Consider the following 21697-nt stretch of genomic DNA (forward strand, 5'->3'; position numbering starts at 1 on the left):
AACACAATGAAAAAAAATATAACCAGTTTGTTTTTTTGCTTATCCCTTGGAACAGCATTAGCACAAACTACAGGAAGCAAATCATCCACCCTTCCGAATATCATCCCACCATCAGCGGAGTCCTATAAACTGGGCTCCTTTGGAAACCTTCCGGTAAGTTTGTTTACAGGAAATGCTAATGTAGATATTCCTGTAACGTCCTTTGCGGCCGGAAATATTACTATTCCCATCGGACTTAATTATTTTTCCAATGGAATCAAAGTAGATGATATGAACGGTTCTACTGGACTCGGTTGGACTATGGTTTCAGGAGGAGTGATTACACGGGTCATCCGCGATCTTCCGGATGAAAACAATCTATCTAATGTTTCTATTCCGACCAATTTTGATGATATAGGGCCTAATAATCCTATTGCCATGCAATTTTTTCAGGATGCTTCCAACGATAATGTAGATACTGAGCAGGATTTATATATGGCTAACTTTGGTGGAATGCAAATCAAATTTGTGTTTGACAAGAAAGGAATTCCTGTTATTTATTCTCAAAAAGATGTCATTATTGAAGGGGTGAGCGGTGGAGATTCATTTACCATAACTGTAGATAATGGAACCAAATACTATTTTACTGATAAAGAGACGACATCTAACCGTACCGTTGGTGCAGGACATTCTCTCATATCCATTTCTACTACAGCCTGGTATCTGACAAAAATTGAGGATATTACCAGCGGAGAAACTTTATTTATTGAGAACGTAGATGGTGGGTATACTGGAACGATGAGCCAGTCACAGACCCTATCTTACACATCACCTAACGCGGGTCCAATGACATCAAGTTGTGGAAATCCTGCATTTATCCGATACCCTCAGGTCAGTGAGCTGATCAGCCATAACCAGACCGTTGCCGGAAAACAGATCAAGAGAATATACAGTAACAATCCTTCTTATGGAGAGATTATATTTGATTACCTACAATCAGGAGGCAGCAGTGATTATAAACGATTACAAAAAGTTACAAAAAAGGTTAATGGCAGTATAATTAATGATGTTACTCTTAATTATACACTTACCGCTAATAATCGCTTGTTTCTCACTTCAGTAGTGGATAGTGTTTTAAATGCCACTTATGGGTTTGAATATAATTTACCGGATGTATTTCCTCAAAGACTCTCCTTCAGTAGAGATAGCTGGGGATATTATAATGGTGTAACCGGCAACACCAATCTTGTCCCTTCCATATATGAGGTAGCTTTGTGGAGCTCATATAACGGAGCGTCGCAGCCAGTCAGCCCGCAACATACACCTATAGGGATACTTCAGAAGGTTATTTACCCTACTAAAGGCTCTACTGAATTTTTTTATGAAAATAATACTGCGATTGAGAAAAATGTGATGTTGAGCCCATCAGAAAGAACGGGGGTTCAGATCAAGGCAACTGCGGATGATAATAATGCTCATGTTGAAAATACAGTGGTTTTTACTCCACTAAAAACAGAAGAAATAAGCTTGGGAGGGAGTGCCCAGTTTAACAATACATGTGATCCGGCTGAACAAATCACCGGAAAGCACAGAGCTATTGTTAGTCTCTTGAAACCCGGTGGACAAGCCATGCCATTGTATTATAAAACTTCAACAGGGGTTGTTACCAATGCAGGTAATTCAGTTACTTTTCCTACCAATAATGGAGGAGGTATTTTTGCCCATGTCCAGAAAGATGAACCTTTAACCCTTAAGCTTTGGACACTATTTGTTTGTACCCGTTCCACAGCATCCGCAAGCTATACCAGTAAAGAGGCAGTTTATGGAGATAGAGAAGTGCCTATTGGAGGTTTAAGAATCGCTAAAATTGTAGATATCTCAGAAAATGGAGTAGCCAATACAAGAAAGTTTATTTATCGTGATTTAAATGAACAAAACACGGAAGCTACTGTATTAAGAACTCCGGCATTTCAGGAGCAGCTTCTTTATACCAGAACTTGTAGTACAAATAATCCCAATCTGCCAAGTGGATCAGTTCCTACAGGAGTAGAAAGGTTTCCCTATACAATGGTAACATCTTCCAATATTAATCAGCTATTTGCTACCCATCCCAATGTATTTTATAAAACCGTGCAGGAAATTGTAGAAGGAAAATCAAATATTATTCATAAATACTCTACCAATGCAGATGATTTCGGAAAAGTAATTCATGGAGATAATATCCGAAACTCTGTATGGACCAATTTTGGTTGGAATAATGGACGAGAAATTCTGACTCAATATCTTGATGCAGGAGGTAGTCCGGTACGCACCGTAGAGATGAATTATGAGGAGGATAACAGCAGAAAATATCAGGTGGATGGTTTTTCGATCAGAAAAAATTATGACAATCCTGTCACTAAGAATGATACCAAACTCTGCACAGCAGAAGATGTGATAAAAACCATTTCGTATAATTACTGTACTGCCAGCCATTCTCATAAATACAATGCTGTAGATGGGTATAAAAACTGTCAGGCAGCAGGGGCTCAAAATGTGACTCAAACGTATAATGATGTTTGTTTTGGTAAACCTGTAGGCCTGATTACCTATGAAGATAAGCTGGATAATCTTGATATTGTACAATACAAAAATATTTCTCATTTCGAGTACCTGAAGTCTCAGAAAACAACTGACTACCTGAACGGGACTGCCATGAAAACGGAAACCCAGTATTTCTACGCCAACCCCAAACATCATCAACTGACCAGTGAGAAAACGATTTTCCCTGATCTGTCTTCTGCGGGCAAAACATATCAGTACGCCTATGAGAAAAACAACCAGCTGATGATTGGTAAAAACATGGTGAGTATTCCATTGGAAACGAAAGCAGAACAAACGGTAAATAATATCACCAAAGTGACTTCCAGGGAAGAAACGAGTTATCCAACGGCTCTGCCTCATGCAATCACCGGAAACTTAGTGCTTCCTCTGTCTGAATATTCGTATGATACTTTAAACCCTACTGTTTCCTCTAAGGATGTCACGTATGAAAAATATGATGAAAAAGGAAATATTCTTCAATACAGGGAGAAAGACGGTACTCCGGTAAGTATTGTCTGGGGCTATAACAAGACCAAACCGATTGCCAAAGTTGTTGGCTCTACCTATAGTCAAATCGAAGGAATGATCAGTACTATTGTAACCAAATCCAATGAAGATGCTGCTGATCCAACGAAAGAGGCAGAACTCTTAGTGGCTCTTGATGCTTTTCAGCCCGTTGGAATGACAACCAAATATACTTATGATCCTTTGGTGGGAGTAACGACCATAACACCCCCATCAGGGAAAAGAGAACTTTATGTTTATGATACTGCTAACCGATTGAAACAGGTTCAGGTTAGAGAAAGAGACAACGCTGGAACGTACAGCTATAAGGTGGTTAAAGAATTCAAGTATAACTATAAGCAGTAAACACAAATGAAAAAAATACAATTATTAGGTCTGCTGTTTACGGCGATGATGACCTATGCACAAAGCACAACCGAAAATTACATACAATCCAAAACCTGCCTGAGTGGTGATTGCAGTAAGAAAACTGAAACCATTACCTATTTTGACGGCTTGGGACGACCCAAGCAGATTGTCAGTGTAAAAGCTACCTCTACCGGAAAGGATCTGGTGACTCCTATTACGTATGATGGGTTTGGAAGACAGGTTAAAGATATTCTTCCTGTTCCTGCTAATACTCTCAATTCTGCCATTCATACCGGGATTGTAAATGAAACTGCGGCAAATTCTTATTACGGGGCTACCAATGCTTATATAGAAAAAGAGATTGAAAATTCTCCCTTAGACAGGGTAAAGCAAGTTGCCCAGCCGGGTGATCCCTGGAAAATGGCAACCGGACATACCCAAAAGCTTAAATATGAAGTAAATCAAGGCTCAGAAGTAAAGAAATTTATCACCAATACAATAACTACAACGGTAGGAACAGATAAAAAAACTGTTTCCTCTGTATCCATAGTTCCAGGCAATGAATTTTATGGTGCTGGAACATTATATAAAAATTCGGTGACCGATGAAGATGGAACTCCGGTTATCCAGTTTCAGAACGGACGTGGTGAAACGGTGCTGGTACGAAGAACAGACGGAACCCAAAACGTTGATACCTATTATGTATACAATGAATACGGACAAAAGGCATTTGTGATTCCTGCACTGGCGGTAAAGAAAATTGAGCAGAATAACAATGTGGTGACCACCGATATTCTGAACAGCCTGTGTTACCAGTACAGATATGACGGTTTAGACCGACAGGTGGAAAAAAGATTACCCGGAAGAGACGATTGGGAATCTGTGGTGTACGATGCTGCCGACCGCCCGGTGCTTACCCAAGATGTGAACCTGAAGAATAAAGGACTGTGGCTGCTGACCAAGTATGATGCCTTTGGTCGCGTTGCCTATACCGGACTTATTACAGGTGGAGAAAGAGCTTCAATGCAAAGTCAACTTGCTTCTCAGGTGGTCAGTGAAAGCCAGACAGCCAATGGGTTTGATAAAAATGGCTTCATTGTATATTACACCAATAATTTTCTGTCAGGCTTTACGACGCTTTTAACGGTTAATTACTATGACTCTTACCCAAGGGATACAAAAGAGTTTCCACCTGCAAAAATCCTTGATCAATATGTAGTGAACGAAGACAGGGCTCTGAACGGAGGTGCCAATACCCAGGGGCTGCCTACAGCATCCTATGTAAAAAACATTGAGGACGATAACTGGACAAAAACCTATTTCTACTACAATACCAAAGGGGAAAAAGTAAGTGAAAAAAGCTGGAATCATTTAGGCGGATATACCAAAAAGGAATTCAAGCTTGATTTTTCCGGCGCGGTAGATGAAAGCTATACCTACCACAAAAAAGGGAATACAGATGTAGAAGTGGTGATCAAAGAGAGATTTGTATACGATGACCAGAAAAGACTGTTGAAGCATTATCATAAGGTAAACAGCCTGACAGAAGAACTTTTGGTAGAAAACACCTACAATGACCTGGGACAGCTTATTAATAAAAAGACAGGAAATACCACAGGTACTCCTTTGCAGTCCATACACCATGCCTACAATATCCGTGGATGGCTTACTAAAGTGAATGATCCTGCCAACCTGAACGGAAAGCTCTTTGCCTATGAAATTAAATATCACAATCCTGTTTATTCCACAGTTTCTACAGGAAAATATAATGGCAATATTGCAGAGATAGATTGGTCAAGTGCTGATAATGGAACGTTTAGAAGGTATAATTACCAGTATGACGGATTAGATCGCCTAAAAAATGGTATTTATTCTGAACCCAATGCCACTGTTCCACAGAACAATTATTATAATGAAGTCCTTACCTATGATCTAAACGGGAATATCCAAACCCTTAGAAGAAACAGGTTGCTACAAAATTTTGGAGCACAGCTGCTGGATGACCTTACTTATACTTACACTGGGAACAGGGTTAATACAGTAAGTGATGCTTCAAGTAATTATGGTGGCTATCCGGCTTCCATATCAACTGTAATTCCGTATGACAGTAATGGCAATATGATCAGCCATGAAGATAGAGGGATGTTGCAGATAGATTATAATTACCTTAATCTTCCCAATTACATAAAGTTTAATAAATTATATAATACTCATGATGGGAACAATACATTTAATGTTAACACAAAATACCTTTATAATGCTCAGGGAACTAAATTAAGAAAGATCTACACCTATGGACTAGGAAGAGGACAGCTTGAAACCATCAGCAAAACCGACTATCTGGATGGATTTCAATATACTGATGATGTATTAAGCTTTGTACCTACCTCAGAAGGGTATTATGACTTTGTTAAAAATATGTATATTTACAATTATACCGATCAGGTAGGAAACATCAGAGTTGCATATTATAAGGATGCTTCCGGAAACCTGAAAATTGACAGGACTACTCATTTTTATCCGTTTGGGTTAGAGTTTGGAGGACAGCTTGAGACCGTCAGCACAATAAACCCATCATATAGATACTCTACCCAGGGGCAGGAAAACCAGATTGATACTAAGTGGAGCTCTTACCGATGGAGAAATTATGATGCTGCAATGGGAAGGTTCTTTAATGTAGATCCTTTAAGTGAAAAATACACTTATCAGTCACATTATAATTTCTCGGAAAATAAAGTTATATCATATAGAGAATTAGAGGGTTTAGAAGCAATAGATGCTAATAAAGTTAGAGAAGCTTTTGATAATGGAAAAAAAGGGAAAAGCTATCAATTAGTTATTCATGTAGACCAACCGGGAAAGGGAGGAGATAGAACTGTATATCAAATTAGTCCAAATAGAGATTCTGGACATGCATTTATAACATTAAATAGGAAAAATACGGATGGTACAACAGATTCTAAAACTTTTGGGTTTTATCCTTATCCATCTAGTGTAAATCCTTTAGCATCAGAGGCATCAGGAAAAATAAAAGATAATTTTGGTCATGAACAAGAAGTAGTACAAACAAGGTCTATTAACGAGAAAAACTTTAATGATATTTTAGATTTTGTAGAATCAGATCAAAATACAAAATATGATCTAAATACCAATAATTGTGCTGACTTTGTTATAAATACTGCAGCAGCAGGAGGTGTCAAATTACCAAAAACTACGAGTTCATATGGTGGATTCAAAGGACATAATCCGGGTGATTTAGGGGAAGATATAAGAGAACAAAATAATAATATTCGCAAGGGAAAAACCCTTGAAGGTAATTCAAAAACACCAAAAAATAAAAATAATGAGAGCGATAACGATAGAGTTAAAGGTATTGGTTTGTAGTTTAGTAGTTGTTTTTTTCTGCTTTTGCTGCTCGAAACCAAAGCAACAGTATAGTAACCCGGTTTTTGCAACTTTTTTTAATGAATTAAGTAACGAGAGTGCAGAAAAATTTTATGACTCTTACTATAAAGATAAACCAAAAAACTATAAGGAGGGATATATTCAAGTATTAAAGCAATTTAAGAAATATAATTGTGAATTTACTATTACAGATTACAACTCTTATAAAAATGAAAAGCCTAATTTAGATGGCATAACTGAAGGTGTTTATATTCTAGAAAACAAAAATTTAAAAGATCCATTTTTTATTAAGATTGAAAATAATAAAGTACAATATTTACTTTCAATAGGCAAAGGTAAAGAAGATATTATCGGTTGGCTTTAAAACTATTTAGTTATTTGAATAATATAAACAAAATTGATAATCTAAAACTAAGGTAATAAAAACACATTTTTTCCAAACATTAGTTTCTATTATTAATGAGATAAATAATCCTAAAACGGGTAAACTACATGATTACCTGTTTTATTTTCTGGGAAAAATCAAAAGTTAACAACTATACAGATCAGGTCGGAAAAATAAGATTAGCGTATTACAAAGATGCTTCCGGTAACGTTAAAGTAGACAGAACCACCAATTACTATCCTTTTGGATTGGAGTTTGGCGGAGAATTAAGTACTGCCAACTCAATATCTCCAAACTACAAGTACTCTACCCACGGAAAAGAGAAACAGCAGGAGACCGGATGGAGTGATTTTGGAACCAGAATGTATATGTCAGATATCGGACGATGGGGAGTACCAGATCCATTAAGTGAAAAATTTGCGGGAGTTTCAACTTATAATTATGTTTTAAATAACCCACTTCGGTATGTTGATCCTGATGGTAATGCACCGGTTGATTGGGTTTTACAAAATATTAATGGTGTTTCAACATGGACATATATGGCAAATGTAAAGACTGTTTCTCAAGCTAAAGCAGCAGGAATTACAGATGCAGCAGCCGTATATTCTTATGCTAATATATCTGGGCAAGGATTTATGGGTACTGGAAAATATAGTTATTCATTAAACCAAGATGGTTCGGTAACAGATAATGTAAGTGGTAACAATTTGGGTGGAAGTTTTTCTACTCCAGCAGGAACAAATATATCTACTGGAGCATATGTAGGTAAATGGGATGGAGGAAGTAAAGGACTCTGGGGAGAATGGGCAGCTTCAAATAACTTTTTTGGAAAAATTTCATATAATGTCGCAAATAGTTTTTACTTAGGTTTTCAAGTTTTGGATACAGGTAATCTTATGGGAGGTAAACATACTTCAGGACTTACAGGTCAACAAGTATATAGTAATTTGGATGGATCAAATCAATATAATGAAGGAGATAGAGCTCTTGCATTTACCTCAACTTTTAATCCCTTATCATCAGAATTGAAAGTTGCTGGATTAGGTCAGCAGGTTCTTCCTAAAACAGCTTTTAAATTAGCTGATAATATTGGACCGTTAAATGCTGCAAAATTTTCCAGTACATTTAAAGGAACTGCAATTGCAAGAGCAGCTCCAGCTACAAGAGGAGCAATAAATAGATATTTAAACAAAGGAATAAATCTGGTTAATAACTTTGGAATGTTTAAGTTAGGTACAACAAGTTTAATAAAACCCTTATCAGAGGACAAACACAAAAACTAAAAATGGGAATTTTTGAATTCATATTTCAACAAATACTTATCAATGTAATTGGTAATGGTGTCTATTTTTTATTCCGTAAACTTATTGGGGATAGAAGAAACTATAAAGAAATACAAGATCAGACAGCAGGGTATATAAATTTTTTTACAGGCGTTGCATTTATTTTTGTAATTATAGTTTTAATGAAGAAGCTTATTAGGTAGAGAGAACGATATGGTATTTGGTTATAAAAATTTGGTCATGTTTCAAAAATATTGGTTTCCACTATTATTGGACTTTGGCAAAGAAAACTATAAATAAAATAATTTAAAAACAGGTAATCTAATGATTACCTGTTTTATAAAATTTACAATTATACCGATCAGGTCGGAAACATCAGACTGGCGTATTATAAAGATGCTTCCGGAAACCTGAAAATAGACAGAACCACCAATTACTATCCTTTTGGGTTAGAATTTGGCGGAGAATTGAATACTGCAAATTCTATTATTCCTAACTATAAATACTCTTCCCAGGGACAGGAGAAGCAAACGGAAACAGGCTGGAGTTCTTACCGATGGAGAAATTATGATGCTGCGATGGGAAGGTTCTTTAATGTTGACCCGTTAAGTGAAAAGTACTCTTACCAGTCTCATTATAATTTTGCTGAAAATAGAGTTGTTGATGCTAGAGAATTGGAAGGCTTAGAAGCAGTATTAATAAATGATACCACAATCGAATGGAGAGTAAAGATTGATAATAAGTTAGGAACTGATTATAATAAAACACTTTTGCAAGATACTTCGGCTATTTTAAGCCAAAATGGAATGACGGTGAATATTATTGAAGATGCTGATGCGAAATTTACGATTGAACTGGCTAAGCCTGTAGCAAAGTTTACTGCAGATGGAATGATTTCTATAACCAATGGATACAATATACCTGATGGAAATATTTATGATGGTCAAGTTACATCACAAGACAGTCCAAGAACATTAGCACACGAACTTGGACACAAATCAAGTTTACCACATATATTCGCTGAAACAAGTAAGGTTGAAAATACTAAAGAGAATCAAAAAAATTTGATGAATTCTGATGATAATAATAAGGTTGAATTACGAGATACATCAGGAACAAATCTAACTCCATCTCAAACAAAAGATATAAAGGATCACATTAGAATTACTAATGAAAATAGAGAAAGAAAAGAAAAAGAGCAACAAAGATTAAATCAAACCCCTAATTAGAATGAAAATTAATAAAAAAATATTTTTCGTTACAAGTTTTTTAATATTGAATCTTGTTTCGTGTCAGACTAAAAAAATAATTACTTATGCTAAATATGAAAATTTAGATACAGAAAAAAAGAAAGAAGTTGACAAAAGCCTCAAAGATATATTAGAGTATTTAGCAAAAAAAGAGAATGAGATTGTCTTATTATTTCAGTATAATTGTTTTTATAATAAAAAATTAGAAATTAATAATAAATATAGTTTGGATTTTCCTAAGGATTCAAATAATGATCATTATGGTCAAAAATTTAAATTGGTTAAAAAAGAAGAAGGAGCTATCAAAATAAAAGTATCTGATGGCAAAGAATTTTTAATCAATCAAAAAAAAGGGTTTGATTATATAGGTGTTTGTTACTATGAAAAAGAAGATAAACTATATGTAGAATACTTTGATTATCCTCGAATTTTAGCTATTGAGTAATTATAATTTTTCTGAAAACAGGGTTGTTAACGGTAAGGGAATTGGAAGGTTTAGAATCTATGAAAATAAATAAAACTACTGAAAATTTAGTTATTGTTAACCAAGGTTGGATAAGAGCATAGCATATGTAGAGAGAAAAATATCTTTACTTGAAATTATTTTTATTTTAATAAATCTAATATTAACTGGTTTAGTCTCATATTTATCATTAGTTTTTATACAATTGGATGTGAGGTAAATGGGAAAGAAAAAATATTAATATTACCAGCTACGCAAAGTCGGTAATGATTAAAACATGTTGGTAATAAATTAGAGTATTGAAAATCAATACTCTAATTTTAAAATATGCATAGAAATTTGAATTTGAAATGATATCATAGATAGCTGGCACAAAAGAAAAGAGAAAATAGGCTGTCTAAAATATTGAAAATCATATCATATGTTTCACATGTGTTGGTAAATAATAACTTAGGTAGGAAACATCAGATTAGCGTATTACAAAGATGCTTCCGGAGTTCTGAAAGTAGACAGGACTACTCATTTTTATCCGTTTGGGTTAGAGTTTGGAGGACAGCTTGAGACCGTCAGCACAATAAACCCATCATATAGATACTCTACCCAGGGGCAGGAAAACCAGATTGATACTAAGTGGAGCTCTTACCGATGGAGAAACTATGATACCGGGATGGCAAGGTTCTTCAATGTAGATCCGTTGGCGGAAAAGTATAATACATGGTCTCCTTATGCTTTTAGTGGAAACAGAGTCGTTGACGCAAGAGAGCTGGAAGGTTTAGAGCCCCACGTATTATTTAATACAAGAGAGAATGCAGCAGCAAATTTTGGACAGCAATATAACGGAAAGTCGATATTAGATAAACGTGAAATAGGAGCATTAATTTATTTTAAATATGTGGATGGCAAAAAATATTATGCTTATAATAATCCTACAACAGGTGAAGCTCATGGTATTCCACAAGGTCTAAATATGAAACTACCAAAAGGTGCAGCAGCTTCCGCTTATATTCATGCTCATGGTAATGAAGATAAAGAATATGATGATGAAAACTTTTCAGGAGATCCAAGTGGTGGCGGAGATAAAGGGGTTGCAAGCAGCCTTGGATTAGATGCGTTTCTTGTAACTCCTGGAGGTCAATTAAAATATTATGATTTAAGTTCTAATACAGAAAAAACATTAAGAACAAATATGCCAAGCGATCCTGCTTCACCAGAAAGAAAGAATAAAATTAATCCTATAGAAAGCCCCAGACCTTCTTTAGGAGATTATAGGGCTAAACCTAAACCTTTTCCTAATTTGGTCCCTGCTTCTGATTATCTTCCCAAGCCTGTTTTAGATGACGGTTTGAAATCAATAGAAGCTATGCGGCAAAATCGAGAACAGACGCCATTGATAGATAGAAAACAATTACCACGTCACCAATAAATAATTTAAAATGAAATATTATACTTTTATATTGCTACTTTCCCTTTGTTCTTGTGAACAGAGAATATCTAACAAAAGTGAAAATAACATTACTGATAAAGAGATTGCAATTTCTGCAGCTGAAGAAAAATGGAAAGAGATTTATGGAACATCAGCAATAAATAAACAAAAACCATTCGTTGCAGAAAGGAAGAACGATAGTATTTGGACTGTGCATGGAAATTTCCCCAGACCACCGGTAATAGGCGGTGTTGCTTATGCAGAAGTTAATATAAAAACAAAAGAAGTGGTTAAATATACCCACGGAGAATAAAATTAATAATCTTTGGGATTTAAAAAGAGACACTTAGAGTAAAAAATAAGTTTGAAATATTGAAGCTTATAGCAGGTCTTTTCGTAAATAAAAATATGATAACATACAAAGGGATTCAAATAAATTTAGCAGATAATCTTTACGTGGAAACAAAAGGATTAGATTCTTATATATCTAAAGAAATCAGAGTGATCATTGGTGAGCATCAACCTGAAGACTATGTAGATATTATTAAATACATGATCAATTATATTGTAGATAGTAAACCAATTATTTCTGAAAACCAAAATATTAGCTATTATTCATGGCTTTTACAATTTAGCCTGGATGAAGATAATTGTTATGATCTATATGAGGCAAACTCTGATGGAAGTGACTTTAATAAAGGCTGTGATACGGCAATTTCGGTTGTTAGAGAACAAAGTGAAGTATGTTGCCAACAAAATCTTATTCCTCTTTTTCCAAACTTCAATCAATCAGTTGTTATTTCAGATGGAGTTTACGAAGGAAAGGATATTGAAGGAATCAGATATGATTCGCCTCAGGACGAAAGTGGTTGGTATTTTATCACAGACGACTATAATGACGATATTAAATCATTGAAAATGGTTCATTTTTATCATGTTGCTTTTGCTCGTCCTGATATTTTAAAATATCTGGCAATACCTTTCGGATACAGATTTATCATGAAAAACGGAAATATTGAAATACATAAGGATGAAGAAGAATAATCCTCGGGCATGTTTCAAAAAAATTGGTTTCCATTACTAATAGGCATTGACAGAGAAAATTATAATAATTGACTTATCCTTTTAATTAATACTCAAGATTAGTAATTAACAAAGGTTTGTTATTGAGAGCCCTTCGAAAGGCTGAGGGTGACAGGTCGCATACCAGCCGAAATTTTTAAGCGTTGTCAGGCTAAGCCTGTCGAAACTGTTATTACTGAAAGAGATAGGCTAACATTAAAAAAACAGTAATTTATGGGTTGTCTGTTTTATTTTCGCCAAATTTCCTATAAATAAAAAAAACCTTCAGAAATGAAGGTCTTTTTTATTTATAAGCTTCGATTTTATCAGTAAGCGTATTGATAAAGTTCTGTAAAGGCTTTTCTACCATCATTTTGATGAATGGATTGAATTTTCCTTCAAATAGCATCTGAACTTCAGTCTGGTTTTCACTGATTGGGTTCAATGTAGCAGTTAATGAGAAGTCTAAGCTTGAACTTGCAGATCTTAAAATAGCTTTCTGATCGTCTACTTCATCAATTTTTAATGCGATTTCAGGCATACCCTGTAATCCAAATTTAAATCCGTTATCTCTTGTTTCAAATTTCTGAAGACCATCCGGCATAAAATCTTTATAATTTTCAGGTGATTTCAGCAACTCGGTAAGTTCTTTGGATGATTTATTGACAATAATCTTTCGTCCTTCTAAATTCATTTTTTATTTTTGTATTTAAATTCTTAACTATTACAAATGTATAAAGTTTTTGCGTACCTTTACTATTAACTGATAATCAATACTTTATTTACTACATAATTTTTTGATAGTAAAAAATAGTAAAAACCCAAAATATACATTTACATGAAAAATTTCGAAGTACGGGTATTTTCATCTAAAAATCTTGATGAAAAATGGTACGTCTACATTTACCACAATAGCAAAATTATAAAAAAAATCTACAAAGGCATCAATTCTGAAAGATCTTTTGAGGAAAGAATGATAAAAGCTGAAACGCTTAAAAGAATTATTGAGAAAGATATTAATGAAGGATGGAATCCGCAGGCTAAAAATAAAGTAAAAAAATTGTCTATTTTTGACGCTTTAGATTTCGCATTAGATAAAAAAAAATCCTCATTGAGTACTGGATCATATGGCGAATACAAAACTGCAGTATCGTTCTTTAAGAAATATGGCGAAAAAGAAGGATTTGGGAAAATTTCAATTGATAATTGTGAGAGGTATCATATAAAATCGGTATTAAATTTGGCGAGACATGATCGAAAATGGTCTGCACGAAACTATAATAAAACATTAGCAAGGTATAGCGCTTTGTTTTCTGAATTGATCGAATGGGATATTATAAACTCAAATCCGGCTAAAGATATAAGGCCAATTAAAGAAAGCGATACAGGAGGCTATGAAATAATGTCAGATGAAGACCATAAGGCTGTATTTGTCTACTTAAAACAATATAACTTTAATTATTATATTTTCTGTTCTGTTGTTTACTATATGGGGATTAGACCAGGAGAATTAATCAGATTAAAGTGCAAAGAGGTTGATATAAATAACGGTATTATAAGAATAACCTCAGAAAATTCAAAAACGAATAAAGTTAGGATAGTTCCAATGATAGGCACTGTTAAAGAACTACTTTCTACTTTTGATTTATCTAATGGGAATAATTTCCTTTTTGGATCTAATTCAGAAAACAAGATATATAAATTATCTGATAAAGTTTTCTGTCCTGGTGCTTATCACCTTAGACGTGCTTACCCTACAAAAATTTGGCAATACGAAGTAATAAATAAGTTAGGGCTAAAAAATAAACTATATTCTTTAAAGCATAAAGGGGCAAATGATAAATTAAGATCTGGACTTGATCTAAAAACCGTAAGCACAATTTTTGGTCATACTTCAACAAAGGTCACTGAAATATATGCCAACCACATTAATTCTATTCGTTTCGAGGAAGCAAGTAAAATCAAACTTGAAGAATATTAAAATTAAGGCGTAGCTAAAAAGTTACGCCTTTTTATTTTGGAATTCTAGAATCTTTACGAATCCATTCCACACCTATTATTGGATGATCTTTGGTTAGTATCAAATTTGGCTTAATGGGCTTTACTAATACTATTTGTGTTTCCTGCTTTTTTCCAACGGAAATACCCCTTAATACAATTTCAAAAGTAACCTGTTCACCTATATTTAAAAATCCGGTTCTGAATGAAAGTTTATTATAGCAATACACATCCAGCTCCTGATCTTTTTCAAATGACTTTATCCGGATGATTCTTTCTATGAAATCATCTTTTTCTGTTTCTTCGAAAATTTTTAAAACAACTCCAGAAATTTGCATAATTAAATTTACAATTTTCCGGCAAAGCAAAACCCTTTATACGACAGAACTTGACGCATTAAAAAGTTATCCACAAAAAAACCTCCCGAAGGAGGCAAACATAAATTAAGTAGAACTGAATGTTCAATTTTGTAAATATAAAAAATCCCCGGGAAACCGAGGATAAAAACTAATAACCATGAAAACTCAAATTAATGAGTTGTATTTTGTAAAACCTTGCAAAGAAAGTCATATTCAACAGCATCCGTGGTCAATAAATTCATCTTTAATCTACTTGACTTCTCAATAACCACCTTCATTCCTTCCAGCAACTCAGTCATAGATTTATTGCTTTCTTTTATTTGCAGGAATGACTTTGTATCAATTATTGTATTTCCGCCTTTAGCAAGTTGCATTTTTTGGACAATACGAATTATTTCATCCAAATCTTGTTCGAGCAAAGTAACATTATGCTCATTGCTCATATAATTAAATAATTCTTGATATTCTTCCATCTTCTTATATTTTGTGGAGACTACTCCGTGGGGTTAATTCATGCCTCTGCCAAAATAGCTGTCATGATTTTTAAAAAGGCGATTCTGAGCTCTAATATAGGTCGTGGATGTAATCTCACGCTTAACCTTAGTTTTCTCTGTTTTTTCAACAGGCGCTTTATTTTCTTTAATCTTATCAAGAAACTTAGATATTTTATGTCTATTAATTTCAAATAGCTTTTTATACTTATAATATTGTTCTTCATGAATTAATCCTAACGCATCTTTCTTCGCAAGCATTAAACCAAATCCAACATGCTTAAACATCATTTCTGATAAGTGCTCTTTTTCTTTATATAATTGTTCCAGATCCATGTTATGTAATTTTAGTTATTATATAAATAATTAAGATTGTAAAATATATCACGAATGCAACTTTTTCAATTGGCCATTTTGACCGTCCATTTGTTCCAAGCATACTCTATTCTTTTAGTCCTATAGCCTCTAAAGCGGAAGGGGTTAATGTTCTGTAAGTTTTATTCCACTGTTAGAATAATAATGTACACCTTTCAATTTTTCATTTATAATATTTGTGATTTCCGAAAAATCAATTTCCATTATTTTATCATAAACAATATTAGTATCATCACCCGTTTCGTCATAATATTGGCCATCTAGTTCATTAGCGATTAAATCCTTAATACTTTCCTCATCATGGCTAGGGCTACTGGATTCTTTAGTTACTAGCATAGGGATTTTTGTAAAATCAATTTCGTCCGTGTGTAAATCGTTCGTGGCTTGAAATCTATCTCCGTTTTCATAGATAAATTTTTCATACCCTTCTTGTAATGCTTGTTCTTTTGTCATGACTATTTGTTTATGTTTCTTTTACAAATGTACATAGTTTTATGTACATATACATATTTATATGTACTTATTTTGAAAAATATTTTACCTTTGCTTTATGACAGTGGAGGAATACCTTAAAACAAACAAAGCGGTTAACATTTCGGAGGTTGCAAAAATCATGTTCCCGAATAATAAAACGGCTGCTTTATATCTGACAAATAAGCTTAACAAAACAGCTGGACGAACGCTTACTAAGAAAGATTCAGTTGAAGCATTGAAAGCTCTTAAACAGCTTTATGGGGGTATAGAAGAATTAACTGTTGAATAAACCTAAATAAAAAACTATCAGGCTATTATGTGCTTTTTTGTATATTCGCAAAAAACTAAAATAGTAATCATGAGCAGTAATCAATTGATTGAAATAGGAATAAATATCCTAATTAATCTAATTTCTTCATTTTTCTTTATATTCATTCTTTTATCTTGTCTTCGTCCAAGGATTAAAATTGTGCCATTTATTGCAGAACAGAACTCTCCATTTGATAGCACCAATCAAACCTGTTACGGATTTAAAATAATTAATTCTTCTTTTTTTCCTGCTTATGATATTGAGGCAGAAGCCTCTCTGTACGAAATAAGACAGGGACAAAACGGAATAATAGATAAAATATACAAACCCATTCCGTTAAAGACATACAAAATAAGCCATTTACCACGTCGCCGCTTACTTGATAAAAAATATGGAGATCATTGCGTTCAGTTTTTCACTTATGAAGATGTGAAAAATGAAATGTGCATTGGCGGAACTATAGACTTTAAAATAACAGCTAAACATGGATTGACAGGGCTTTCAAATATAGTAAGCTTTTGCTACACAAACCCTAACGAAATAAAACAAGGAAAATTTAAGTCGGGAAATTATCAAGAAATAATATAAATTTGTATTTTAGCATAAATATTGCTTAATAATTAATAACCAATAAAATATTAGCGCTATGAAAAACGACATCATTGCAATCTAGGTAAATCAAACTAAATGTATAATCTCAAAACCTCTGTAATAGGAGGTTTTTAAGTGTTGATTTTTTATTTCTTAAAGAACAAATCAGCCTCCGCCTTTCTTCTGCGAATCAGTCCGTTTAATGTTTTTCCGCCAGCAGTAATGTATTTCGTGGTGAACCAATTTCTGATCTCTGTATCTGCAGCTCTTTTGTTGACCAAAGAAAATAGTCCATATGATCCTCCGGTATTGTAAGTGTGCGATACGAGAGCGTCAAACTGATTCTGTGTCAATGGAACTTTTACTTTTGAGTTCACTATTTTTTCATAAGTCGGTAAAACAGTTGAAAATAGCTCTATTCCTTTTTCTTTGCTGATCGCTGGATCCTTCATTGTTACTTTCTTTCCTCCCGGATAGTAAGTGTTGCCGTATCCAATTGTCGGAATTCCGGCAGAATCCAGATAAGGCTTTGCGCTGAAGCCTTCAAATGACACAATCAGATTTATTCCTTTTTGTGATGTTTTCATTTCTTAAAGTATTTATAAATTCCAAATATTACGATTCCAACGACTCCCAAAAGAGCCAATACAATCCACAATCCGGCCTGCAAACCTGTAGATTTTATTTCTTTTGTCTTCTGTTTTACTTCCTGAATCCGTTTTTTTATATTATTTTCTTCGACAATATTTTCTGAGAATTCTTTAACCTTTCCTATGAAGGATTCTGAATTGTATTCTTTCTTTACATGGTCCAAGTGAGATGATTTTGTCCTTATGTGAACATCTGCATTACCATTAACTCTAATGGCCTGTAATGTATCTCCATTTTGAACATTGTAGATTTCAATCGGCTTGCCAGTCTCAGCTTTACCTTTGACCTCCATGTCAGTCTGACTTTCTTTTTTTTGCTCTAAAACATCAGACTTTTTTAATTGCTGCTTATCTTCCGATTTTTCAACTTTACTTTCTACTTTTTTGGTGGAAATCTGTTGAATTTGCTCAACTTCTGTATTTTTTAAAGTGATAACTTTTTTAGTCTTACACCCCGTCAGAAGCATCATTATTACTATCAGTATTACTGCTCTCATTTTGATTTTGCTTTTTATAGTTTGCTAATAAGTCATGAAGAACATCTTCTCGCTTTTCCAGAATTTCAAGAACCTGGAGCATCGAAGCATTCGTTTTTCTTCGTAGCTTATTTTCAGCTTTTTCCTGTACTGATTTCGCCTCAGTGAATACTAGGACAACAGCTGCTAATAGTGAAACAATTGGTATTGCAGATATAGGAAATTCAAAAAAATAAGTGATTGGAACTATCGCGTCAAAAATGAAAGCATAAAGCAGCATCCCGAAATAATGATTAAATTTTCCAACACTTCTTTTATAGCCTTCAGAAGTTCGCATTTCACCTATCTGCTTTGCCTTTCTAATGCCAAAATAAAAATCAATTATCATTGCGATTAAAACAGCACTCCACAAAATACCAACAACGATTAACTTCATAATAATTGCGCTGTAGTCCTCTTTTATAAATTCTAATATCATAGTTATAATGATTGTTTTTGTTTATTTATCCTATCAAAAGCCCATTCTGGAAATAAACCGTCGATCCTCCAATTGTTAATTGCCCTGTATAGCCTTCTGCTAATGCTCCTCCTAAAGCTGGCACATATACTTTAAAACCTTTAAATCCCGATCCGCCTATATTATTTAAGAAAACATACCCATCGTTAACAGTAAGAGCGTTGTTATTACCTTGCGGACCTGTTGCACTTAATTCTAAGGCAGTATTTCCAACATTATTTCCTGATGCTGATATTGAAGCTCCTGTATTTATTACATTCCCGGCATCTTTTGATGAATTAATAATGAAATTACCGATGTACTGACTATTTGGGTGTACATCATTTGAGATCATTAGACCATCAACCAGATCACCATTACTATTGACGGTTCCGAAAAGAATTTTTCCAGTCGTACTGGTTAGCGTCGATGGTGTGATATACCATCCATTTACACCACCAATTGTTCCGGTTTCCGCTTCAATAATGCCTTTTATATTTGCATTTTGGGCTATCAACTTACCATTCTGAAGAACTTGAAACACCGCATCGTTTTTATGTGCATAGTCTGCTCCGGCTCCAAATCTGATACTATCGCCACCGGCATCCGTGACAGACGATATAAAAGCATTTCTTTCCGTTTCATTTCCAACTTCAATTACCTGAGACATCAGTAGACCATTGTCAATGGATGTAAAGCCGTCTGAACCGTCTGTGAACTTAATTTTCCCTTTTATTTCCTGGGTGTCCAGGTTGATTGTCATTTGGCCATCAAGAGAGGAAATTATGCCGGTTCTTATCAGTCCACCGTTTATGGTTGTTGTTCCAACTGTAATAGAAAGTACACGCACATTTTCAACAACTGAATGAAGAATTCCGATCAGGAAGTAATAATCATTCGCATCTGAATCGAATTTGTATTGCTCCTGCGAGAAAATTATTGATCCGGTCTGGTCAGTCTTAGAACATTTCCCGTAAACATATCTGAATTGATCATCTGGAATGGTCTCTACATTTTCCGGTATATTCCATTCTTTGTCGAAAGTTTGAGAATAGATGATTCCCGGATTCACTTTGATTTTGTTCTTATTGTTTTCATACATCACATAGAACACAACACTGCAGCTAATCTGCTGAGACCTTGCTCCAACGGAAAGCATGTTAGTTTCCACAGATCCTGGGCGGATGTTTTCCGGATCGAAAAAACCATCAGGATCAAATGTCAAATTCTTAAGTTCTTCAGTAGTCTTTAAACCTATCTTTGAATAGTTGATCTGTCCCAGATTCGTAATAGACATTACATTCTTGATCTGCTTTATGTCAAGGATAACCTGTGATGCATAGTTTATCTCATAAGAGTCAGCAATAACGATCTTCGTACGATATGGATTATAATCTCCACTTTGGATGAAATCAATAGTAGTTTGATTTACACGAAGAACCTTATCGATTCCCAAAACCGGATCATATACCTGAATGTAATCGCCAATATCAAATTTCCCAACTCCAATTTTTTCCATGTAAGCCGGATCGACGTTTAAGTCATAGGAAACTTTCGCATTCTTGTTTAGCTCAAATTGTTCCAAACCTTTCTGCAGAAGTTCGTTTTCGGCATTATCAATATAGGTTTTCGGCATGTTAATATCAATCAAAACATACTCATCTCCAACAGCGAACTGAAAAGCTTCTGTTTTTTCATCCGGAAAGCTTTGTCCCTGATCGTTTTTGAAAGGAATTATTTCAAAACTTTTCGTAGAATGGCTGTAGCCTCCTTTTTTTATTTCAAATTCATATCCTGCCAGATTGCCAGTATTGAAATGTACTTTGGCAGATGTTCCTGCAACAAGATATTTCGTAGTCACTCCGTCGGCTTCTTTCTCGTTGAGATCAAAATCCATCGTGGAATCCGAGAACTTAAATTTGGTATCTCCTAAGGACGTTATCTTTCCAGTTCTATGAGGAAATATATCATCGAATGTAATTGAACCCTCTTTCAACCCAAACGCTACTATTGATCCGGCATCTTCCAAATAATCTGCCCCTGGTAATTTTAATCGTTTGCTAAAATTCCGGTATTCATTTGGAATGTTGTTTGTGCCTCCAAAAACATATAGGCGGTTTACAATATCATTGTCATCAACATTATTTCGCGAAAGAGAATAAAGCCCCTTCCCTTTTCCGTACTCGAATTTTAAGGGGACTTTCTTACCGTAATCTCCGGTATGAATAACATACTTGCCGTTTTCGTACTTAATCCAAAAATCTGTCTTGAATTCATTACAGATCTTCTGCATTGCTGAAAGACAATTATCATCCCCTAAAGTAATTGTCTTAGTTTCACCGTTGGTAAAATTCCCCAGCTCCCAATTGGCAGCAAAACGCTTCATATTATTTTTCAGTGCCAACAGGAAAACTTCAATAGTTCCAATCAGCGGAAATTCCAGATCTGGACCGAATCCGGTTGCATCTGCATTAAAATACTTGCATCGCTGCATATCAAACATTAAGCCCTGAGCTGTAATATTGTACTCGTATGAGGTATTACTGTTTTTCACCAATGCCGGCAATGTATTGATACGATATACCGAATCGAACAAGACGAAATAATCATTGATCAAAATATCCAGTTTCTCCCGGGAATTCAGTTTGATCGAAACCGAATCATCCGAAAGCATAACCCGGTTAAGTGTTGCCGATTCAACAGAACGTTTCCCTCGCTCAATCAAATTGAACAAAGGAGATCCGTTTCTGTATAATTTTATATTATTCAAA

General features: G+C 34.5%; 21 protein-coding genes. 12 read left to right on the plus strand and 9 right to left on the minus strand.

Annotated elements, in window-relative coordinates; translation table 11 throughout:
• The first annotated feature begins 6 nt into the window (after window positions 1-6).
• The 9 genes from BUE84_RS16140 (at window position 7) to BUE84_RS16185 (ending at window position 12688) form a co-directional block, all read left to right on the plus strand.
• Window positions 7-3432 (plus strand): hypothetical protein, encoded by a 3426-nt coding sequence (locus BUE84_RS16140; RefSeq protein ID WP_079242564.1) that lies wholly within the window; start codon window positions 7-9, stop codon window positions 3430-3432.
• Window positions 3433-3438: 6 nt separating this feature from the next.
• Window positions 3439-6819: a DUF6443 domain-containing protein gene (locus BUE84_RS16145; RefSeq protein ID WP_145953274.1), complete on the plus strand. Its 3381-nt coding sequence runs from the start codon at window positions 3439-3441 to the stop codon at window positions 6817-6819.
• A complete protein-coding gene (locus tag BUE84_RS16150; protein WP_079242566.1) occupies window positions 6779-7204 on the plus strand; it encodes a hypothetical protein in 426 nt (141 codons plus the stop codon). Before BUE84_RS16145 ends, BUE84_RS16150 begins: the two co-directional genes overlap by 41 nt.
• Before the next feature lie 128 nt (window positions 7205-7332).
• Complete coding sequence (locus BUE84_RS16155; RefSeq protein WP_079242567.1) at window positions 7333-8508, plus strand: RHS repeat-associated core domain-containing protein; 1176 nt, start codon at window positions 7333-7335, stop codon at window positions 8506-8508.
• Window positions 8509-8975: 467 nt separating this feature from the next.
• Window positions 8976-9737, plus strand: coding sequence for an RHS repeat-associated core domain-containing protein (locus BUE84_RS16165; RefSeq protein ID WP_238594273.1), 762 nt, complete (start codon window positions 8976-8978; stop codon window positions 9735-9737).
• 1 nt (window position 9738) lies between these two features.
• Window positions 9739-10203, plus strand: a complete 465-nt coding sequence (locus BUE84_RS16170) for a hypothetical protein (protein ID WP_079242570.1) — start codon at window positions 9739-9741, stop codon at window positions 10201-10203.
• Between the two features lie 592 nt (window positions 10204-10795).
• On the plus strand, window positions 10796-11644 hold the full coding sequence (locus tag BUE84_RS16175) for a DUF4329 domain-containing protein (protein WP_238594429.1): 849 nt from the start codon (window positions 10796-10798) through the stop codon (window positions 11642-11644).
• A 10-nt stretch (window positions 11645-11654) separates the two neighbouring features.
• Window positions 11655-11957 carry an NTF2 fold immunity protein gene (locus BUE84_RS16180; protein ID WP_079242572.1) on the plus strand — a complete coding sequence of 101 codons (303 nt, stop codon included), beginning with the start codon at window positions 11655-11657 and terminating at the stop codon, window positions 11955-11957.
• A gap of 95 nt (window positions 11958-12052) precedes the next feature.
• Window positions 12053-12688 carry a hypothetical protein gene (locus BUE84_RS16185; protein WP_079242573.1) on the plus strand — a complete coding sequence of 212 codons (636 nt, stop codon included), beginning with the start codon at window positions 12053-12055 and terminating at the stop codon, window positions 12686-12688.
• Between the two features lie 322 nt (window positions 12689-13010).
• On the opposite strand, the gene BUE84_RS16190 is transcribed toward BUE84_RS16185, so the two are convergent.
• The gene (locus tag BUE84_RS16190) at window positions 13011-13400 is read right to left on the minus strand and encodes an orotate phosphoribosyltransferase (RefSeq protein ID WP_079242574.1); all 390 of its coding nucleotides are present in this window, start codon (window positions 13398-13400) and stop codon (window positions 13011-13013) included.
• 144 nt (window positions 13401-13544) lie between these two features.
• Between BUE84_RS16190 and BUE84_RS16195 the strand changes: the two genes are divergently transcribed.
• Window positions 13545-14687, plus strand: coding sequence for a tyrosine-type recombinase/integrase (locus BUE84_RS16195; RefSeq protein WP_079242575.1), 1143 nt, complete (start codon window positions 13545-13547; stop codon window positions 14685-14687).
• 31 nt (window positions 14688-14718) lie between these two features.
• Here the strand turns inward: BUE84_RS16195 and BUE84_RS16200 are convergent, their stop codons facing one another.
• The 4 genes from BUE84_RS16200 to BUE84_RS16215 form a co-directional block, all read right to left on the minus strand.
• Window positions 14719-15042: a hypothetical protein gene (locus BUE84_RS16200; protein ID WP_079242576.1), complete on the minus strand. Its 324-nt coding sequence runs from the start codon at window positions 15040-15042 to the stop codon at window positions 14719-14721.
• 191 nt (window positions 15043-15233) lie between these two features.
• A complete protein-coding gene (locus tag BUE84_RS16205; protein WP_079242577.1) occupies window positions 15234-15536 on the minus strand; it encodes a hypothetical protein in 303 nt (100 codons plus the stop codon).
• Window positions 15537-15569: 33 nt separating this feature from the next.
• On the minus strand, window positions 15570-15890 hold the full coding sequence (locus BUE84_RS16210) for a hypothetical protein (protein ID WP_079242578.1): 321 nt from the start codon (window positions 15888-15890) through the stop codon (window positions 15570-15572).
• A gap of 144 nt (window positions 15891-16034) precedes the next feature.
• Complete coding sequence (locus tag BUE84_RS16215) at window positions 16035-16382, minus strand: hypothetical protein (RefSeq protein ID WP_079242579.1); 348 nt, start codon at window positions 16380-16382, stop codon at window positions 16035-16037.
• Between the two features lie 97 nt (window positions 16383-16479).
• On the opposite strand from BUE84_RS16215, the gene BUE84_RS16220 reads away from it, so the two are divergent.
• Both BUE84_RS16220 and BUE84_RS16225 read left to right on the plus strand, forming a co-directional pair.
• Window positions 16480-16692, plus strand: a complete 213-nt coding sequence (locus tag BUE84_RS16220) for a hypothetical protein (RefSeq protein WP_079242580.1) — start codon at window positions 16480-16482, stop codon at window positions 16690-16692.
• Window positions 16693-16761: 69 nt separating this feature from the next.
• Window positions 16762-17301 carry a hypothetical protein gene (locus BUE84_RS16225; protein ID WP_079242581.1) on the plus strand — a complete coding sequence of 180 codons (540 nt, stop codon included), beginning with the start codon at window positions 16762-16764 and terminating at the stop codon, window positions 17299-17301.
• 149 nt (window positions 17302-17450) lie between these two features.
• Here the strand turns inward: BUE84_RS16225 and BUE84_RS16230 are convergent, their stop codons facing one another.
• Genes BUE84_RS16230 through BUE84_RS16245 form a run of 4 tightly spaced genes read right to left on the minus strand, consistent with a single transcriptional unit; the run spans window position 17451 to window position 21696 of the window.
• Entirely contained in the window at window positions 17451-17891 is a 441-nt protein-coding gene (locus tag BUE84_RS16230; RefSeq protein ID WP_079242582.1) for a lysozyme, read from the minus strand.
• On the minus strand, window positions 17888-18451 hold the full coding sequence (locus tag BUE84_RS16235; protein ID WP_079242583.1) for a hypothetical protein: 564 nt from the start codon (window positions 18449-18451) through the stop codon (window positions 17888-17890). Before BUE84_RS16235 ends, BUE84_RS16230 begins: the two co-directional genes overlap by 4 nt.
• On the minus strand, window positions 18402-18908 hold the full coding sequence (locus BUE84_RS16240) for a phage holin family protein (RefSeq protein WP_079242584.1): 507 nt from the start codon (window positions 18906-18908) through the stop codon (window positions 18402-18404). The genes BUE84_RS16235 and BUE84_RS16240 overlap by 50 nt, the downstream gene beginning before the upstream one ends.
• Window positions 18909-18933: 25 nt before the next feature.
• Window positions 18934-21696 (minus strand): hypothetical protein, encoded by a 2763-nt coding sequence (locus tag BUE84_RS16245; protein WP_145953275.1) that lies wholly within the window; start codon window positions 21694-21696, stop codon window positions 18934-18936.
• Window position 21697: the final 1 nt, after the last annotated feature.

The organism is Chryseobacterium indologenes (assembly GCF_002025665.1).
In the GTDB taxonomy this organism is placed as follows: Bacteria; Bacteroidota; Bacteroidia; order Flavobacteriales; family Weeksellaceae; genus Chryseobacterium; species Chryseobacterium metallicongregator.

Excerpts from the sequence above, each read along its gene's own strand:
- BUE84_RS16140 (WP_079242564.1), top strand. The coding sequence starts at position 7 with ATGAAAAAAAATATAACCAGTTTGTTTTTTTGCTTATCCCTTGGAACA.
- BUE84_RS16145 (WP_145953274.1), top strand. The coding sequence starts at position 3,439 with ATGAAAAAAATACAATTATTAGGTCTGCTGTTTACGGCGATGATGACC.
- BUE84_RS16150 (WP_079242566.1), top strand. The coding sequence starts at position 6,779 with ATGAGAGCGATAACGATAGAGTTAAAGGTATTGGTTTGTAGTTTAGTA.
- BUE84_RS16155 (WP_079242567.1), top strand. The coding sequence starts at position 7,333 with ATGATTACCTGTTTTATTTTCTGGGAAAAATCAAAAGTTAACAACTAT.
- BUE84_RS16170 (WP_079242570.1), top strand. The coding sequence starts at position 9,739 with ATGAAAATTAATAAAAAAATATTTTTCGTTACAAGTTTTTTAATATTG.
- BUE84_RS16180 (WP_079242572.1), top strand. The coding sequence starts at position 11,655 with ATGAAATATTATACTTTTATATTGCTACTTTCCCTTTGTTCTTGTGAA.
- BUE84_RS16185 (WP_079242573.1), top strand. The coding sequence starts at position 12,053 with ATGATAACATACAAAGGGATTCAAATAAATTTAGCAGATAATCTTTAC.
- BUE84_RS16190 (WP_079242574.1), bottom strand. The coding sequence starts at position 13,400 with ATGAATTTAGAAGGACGAAAGATTATTGTCAATAAATCATCCAAAGAA.
- BUE84_RS16195 (WP_079242575.1), top strand. The coding sequence starts at position 13,545 with ATGAAAAATTTCGAAGTACGGGTATTTTCATCTAAAAATCTTGATGAA.
- BUE84_RS16200 (WP_079242576.1), bottom strand. The coding sequence starts at position 15,042 with ATGCAAATTTCTGGAGTTGTTTTAAAAATTTTCGAAGAAACAGAAAAA.
- BUE84_RS16205 (WP_079242577.1), bottom strand. The coding sequence starts at position 15,536 with ATGGAAGAATATCAAGAATTATTTAATTATATGAGCAATGAGCATAAT.
- BUE84_RS16210 (WP_079242578.1), bottom strand. The coding sequence starts at position 15,890 with ATGGATCTGGAACAATTATATAAAGAAAAAGAGCACTTATCAGAAATG.
- BUE84_RS16215 (WP_079242579.1), bottom strand. The coding sequence starts at position 16,382 with ATGACAAAAGAACAAGCATTACAAGAAGGGTATGAAAAATTTATCTAT.
- BUE84_RS16220 (WP_079242580.1), top strand. The coding sequence starts at position 16,480 with ATGACAGTGGAGGAATACCTTAAAACAAACAAAGCGGTTAACATTTCG.
- BUE84_RS16225 (WP_079242581.1), top strand. The coding sequence starts at position 16,762 with ATGAGCAGTAATCAATTGATTGAAATAGGAATAAATATCCTAATTAAT.
- BUE84_RS16230 (WP_079242582.1), bottom strand. The coding sequence starts at position 17,891 with ATGAAAACATCACAAAAAGGAATAAATCTGATTGTGTCATTTGAAGGC.
- BUE84_RS16235 (WP_079242583.1), bottom strand. The coding sequence starts at position 18,451 with ATGAGAGCAGTAATACTGATAGTAATAATGATGCTTCTGACGGGGTGT.
- BUE84_RS16240 (WP_079242584.1), bottom strand. The coding sequence starts at position 18,908 with ATGATATTAGAATTTATAAAAGAGGACTACAGCGCAATTATTATGAAG.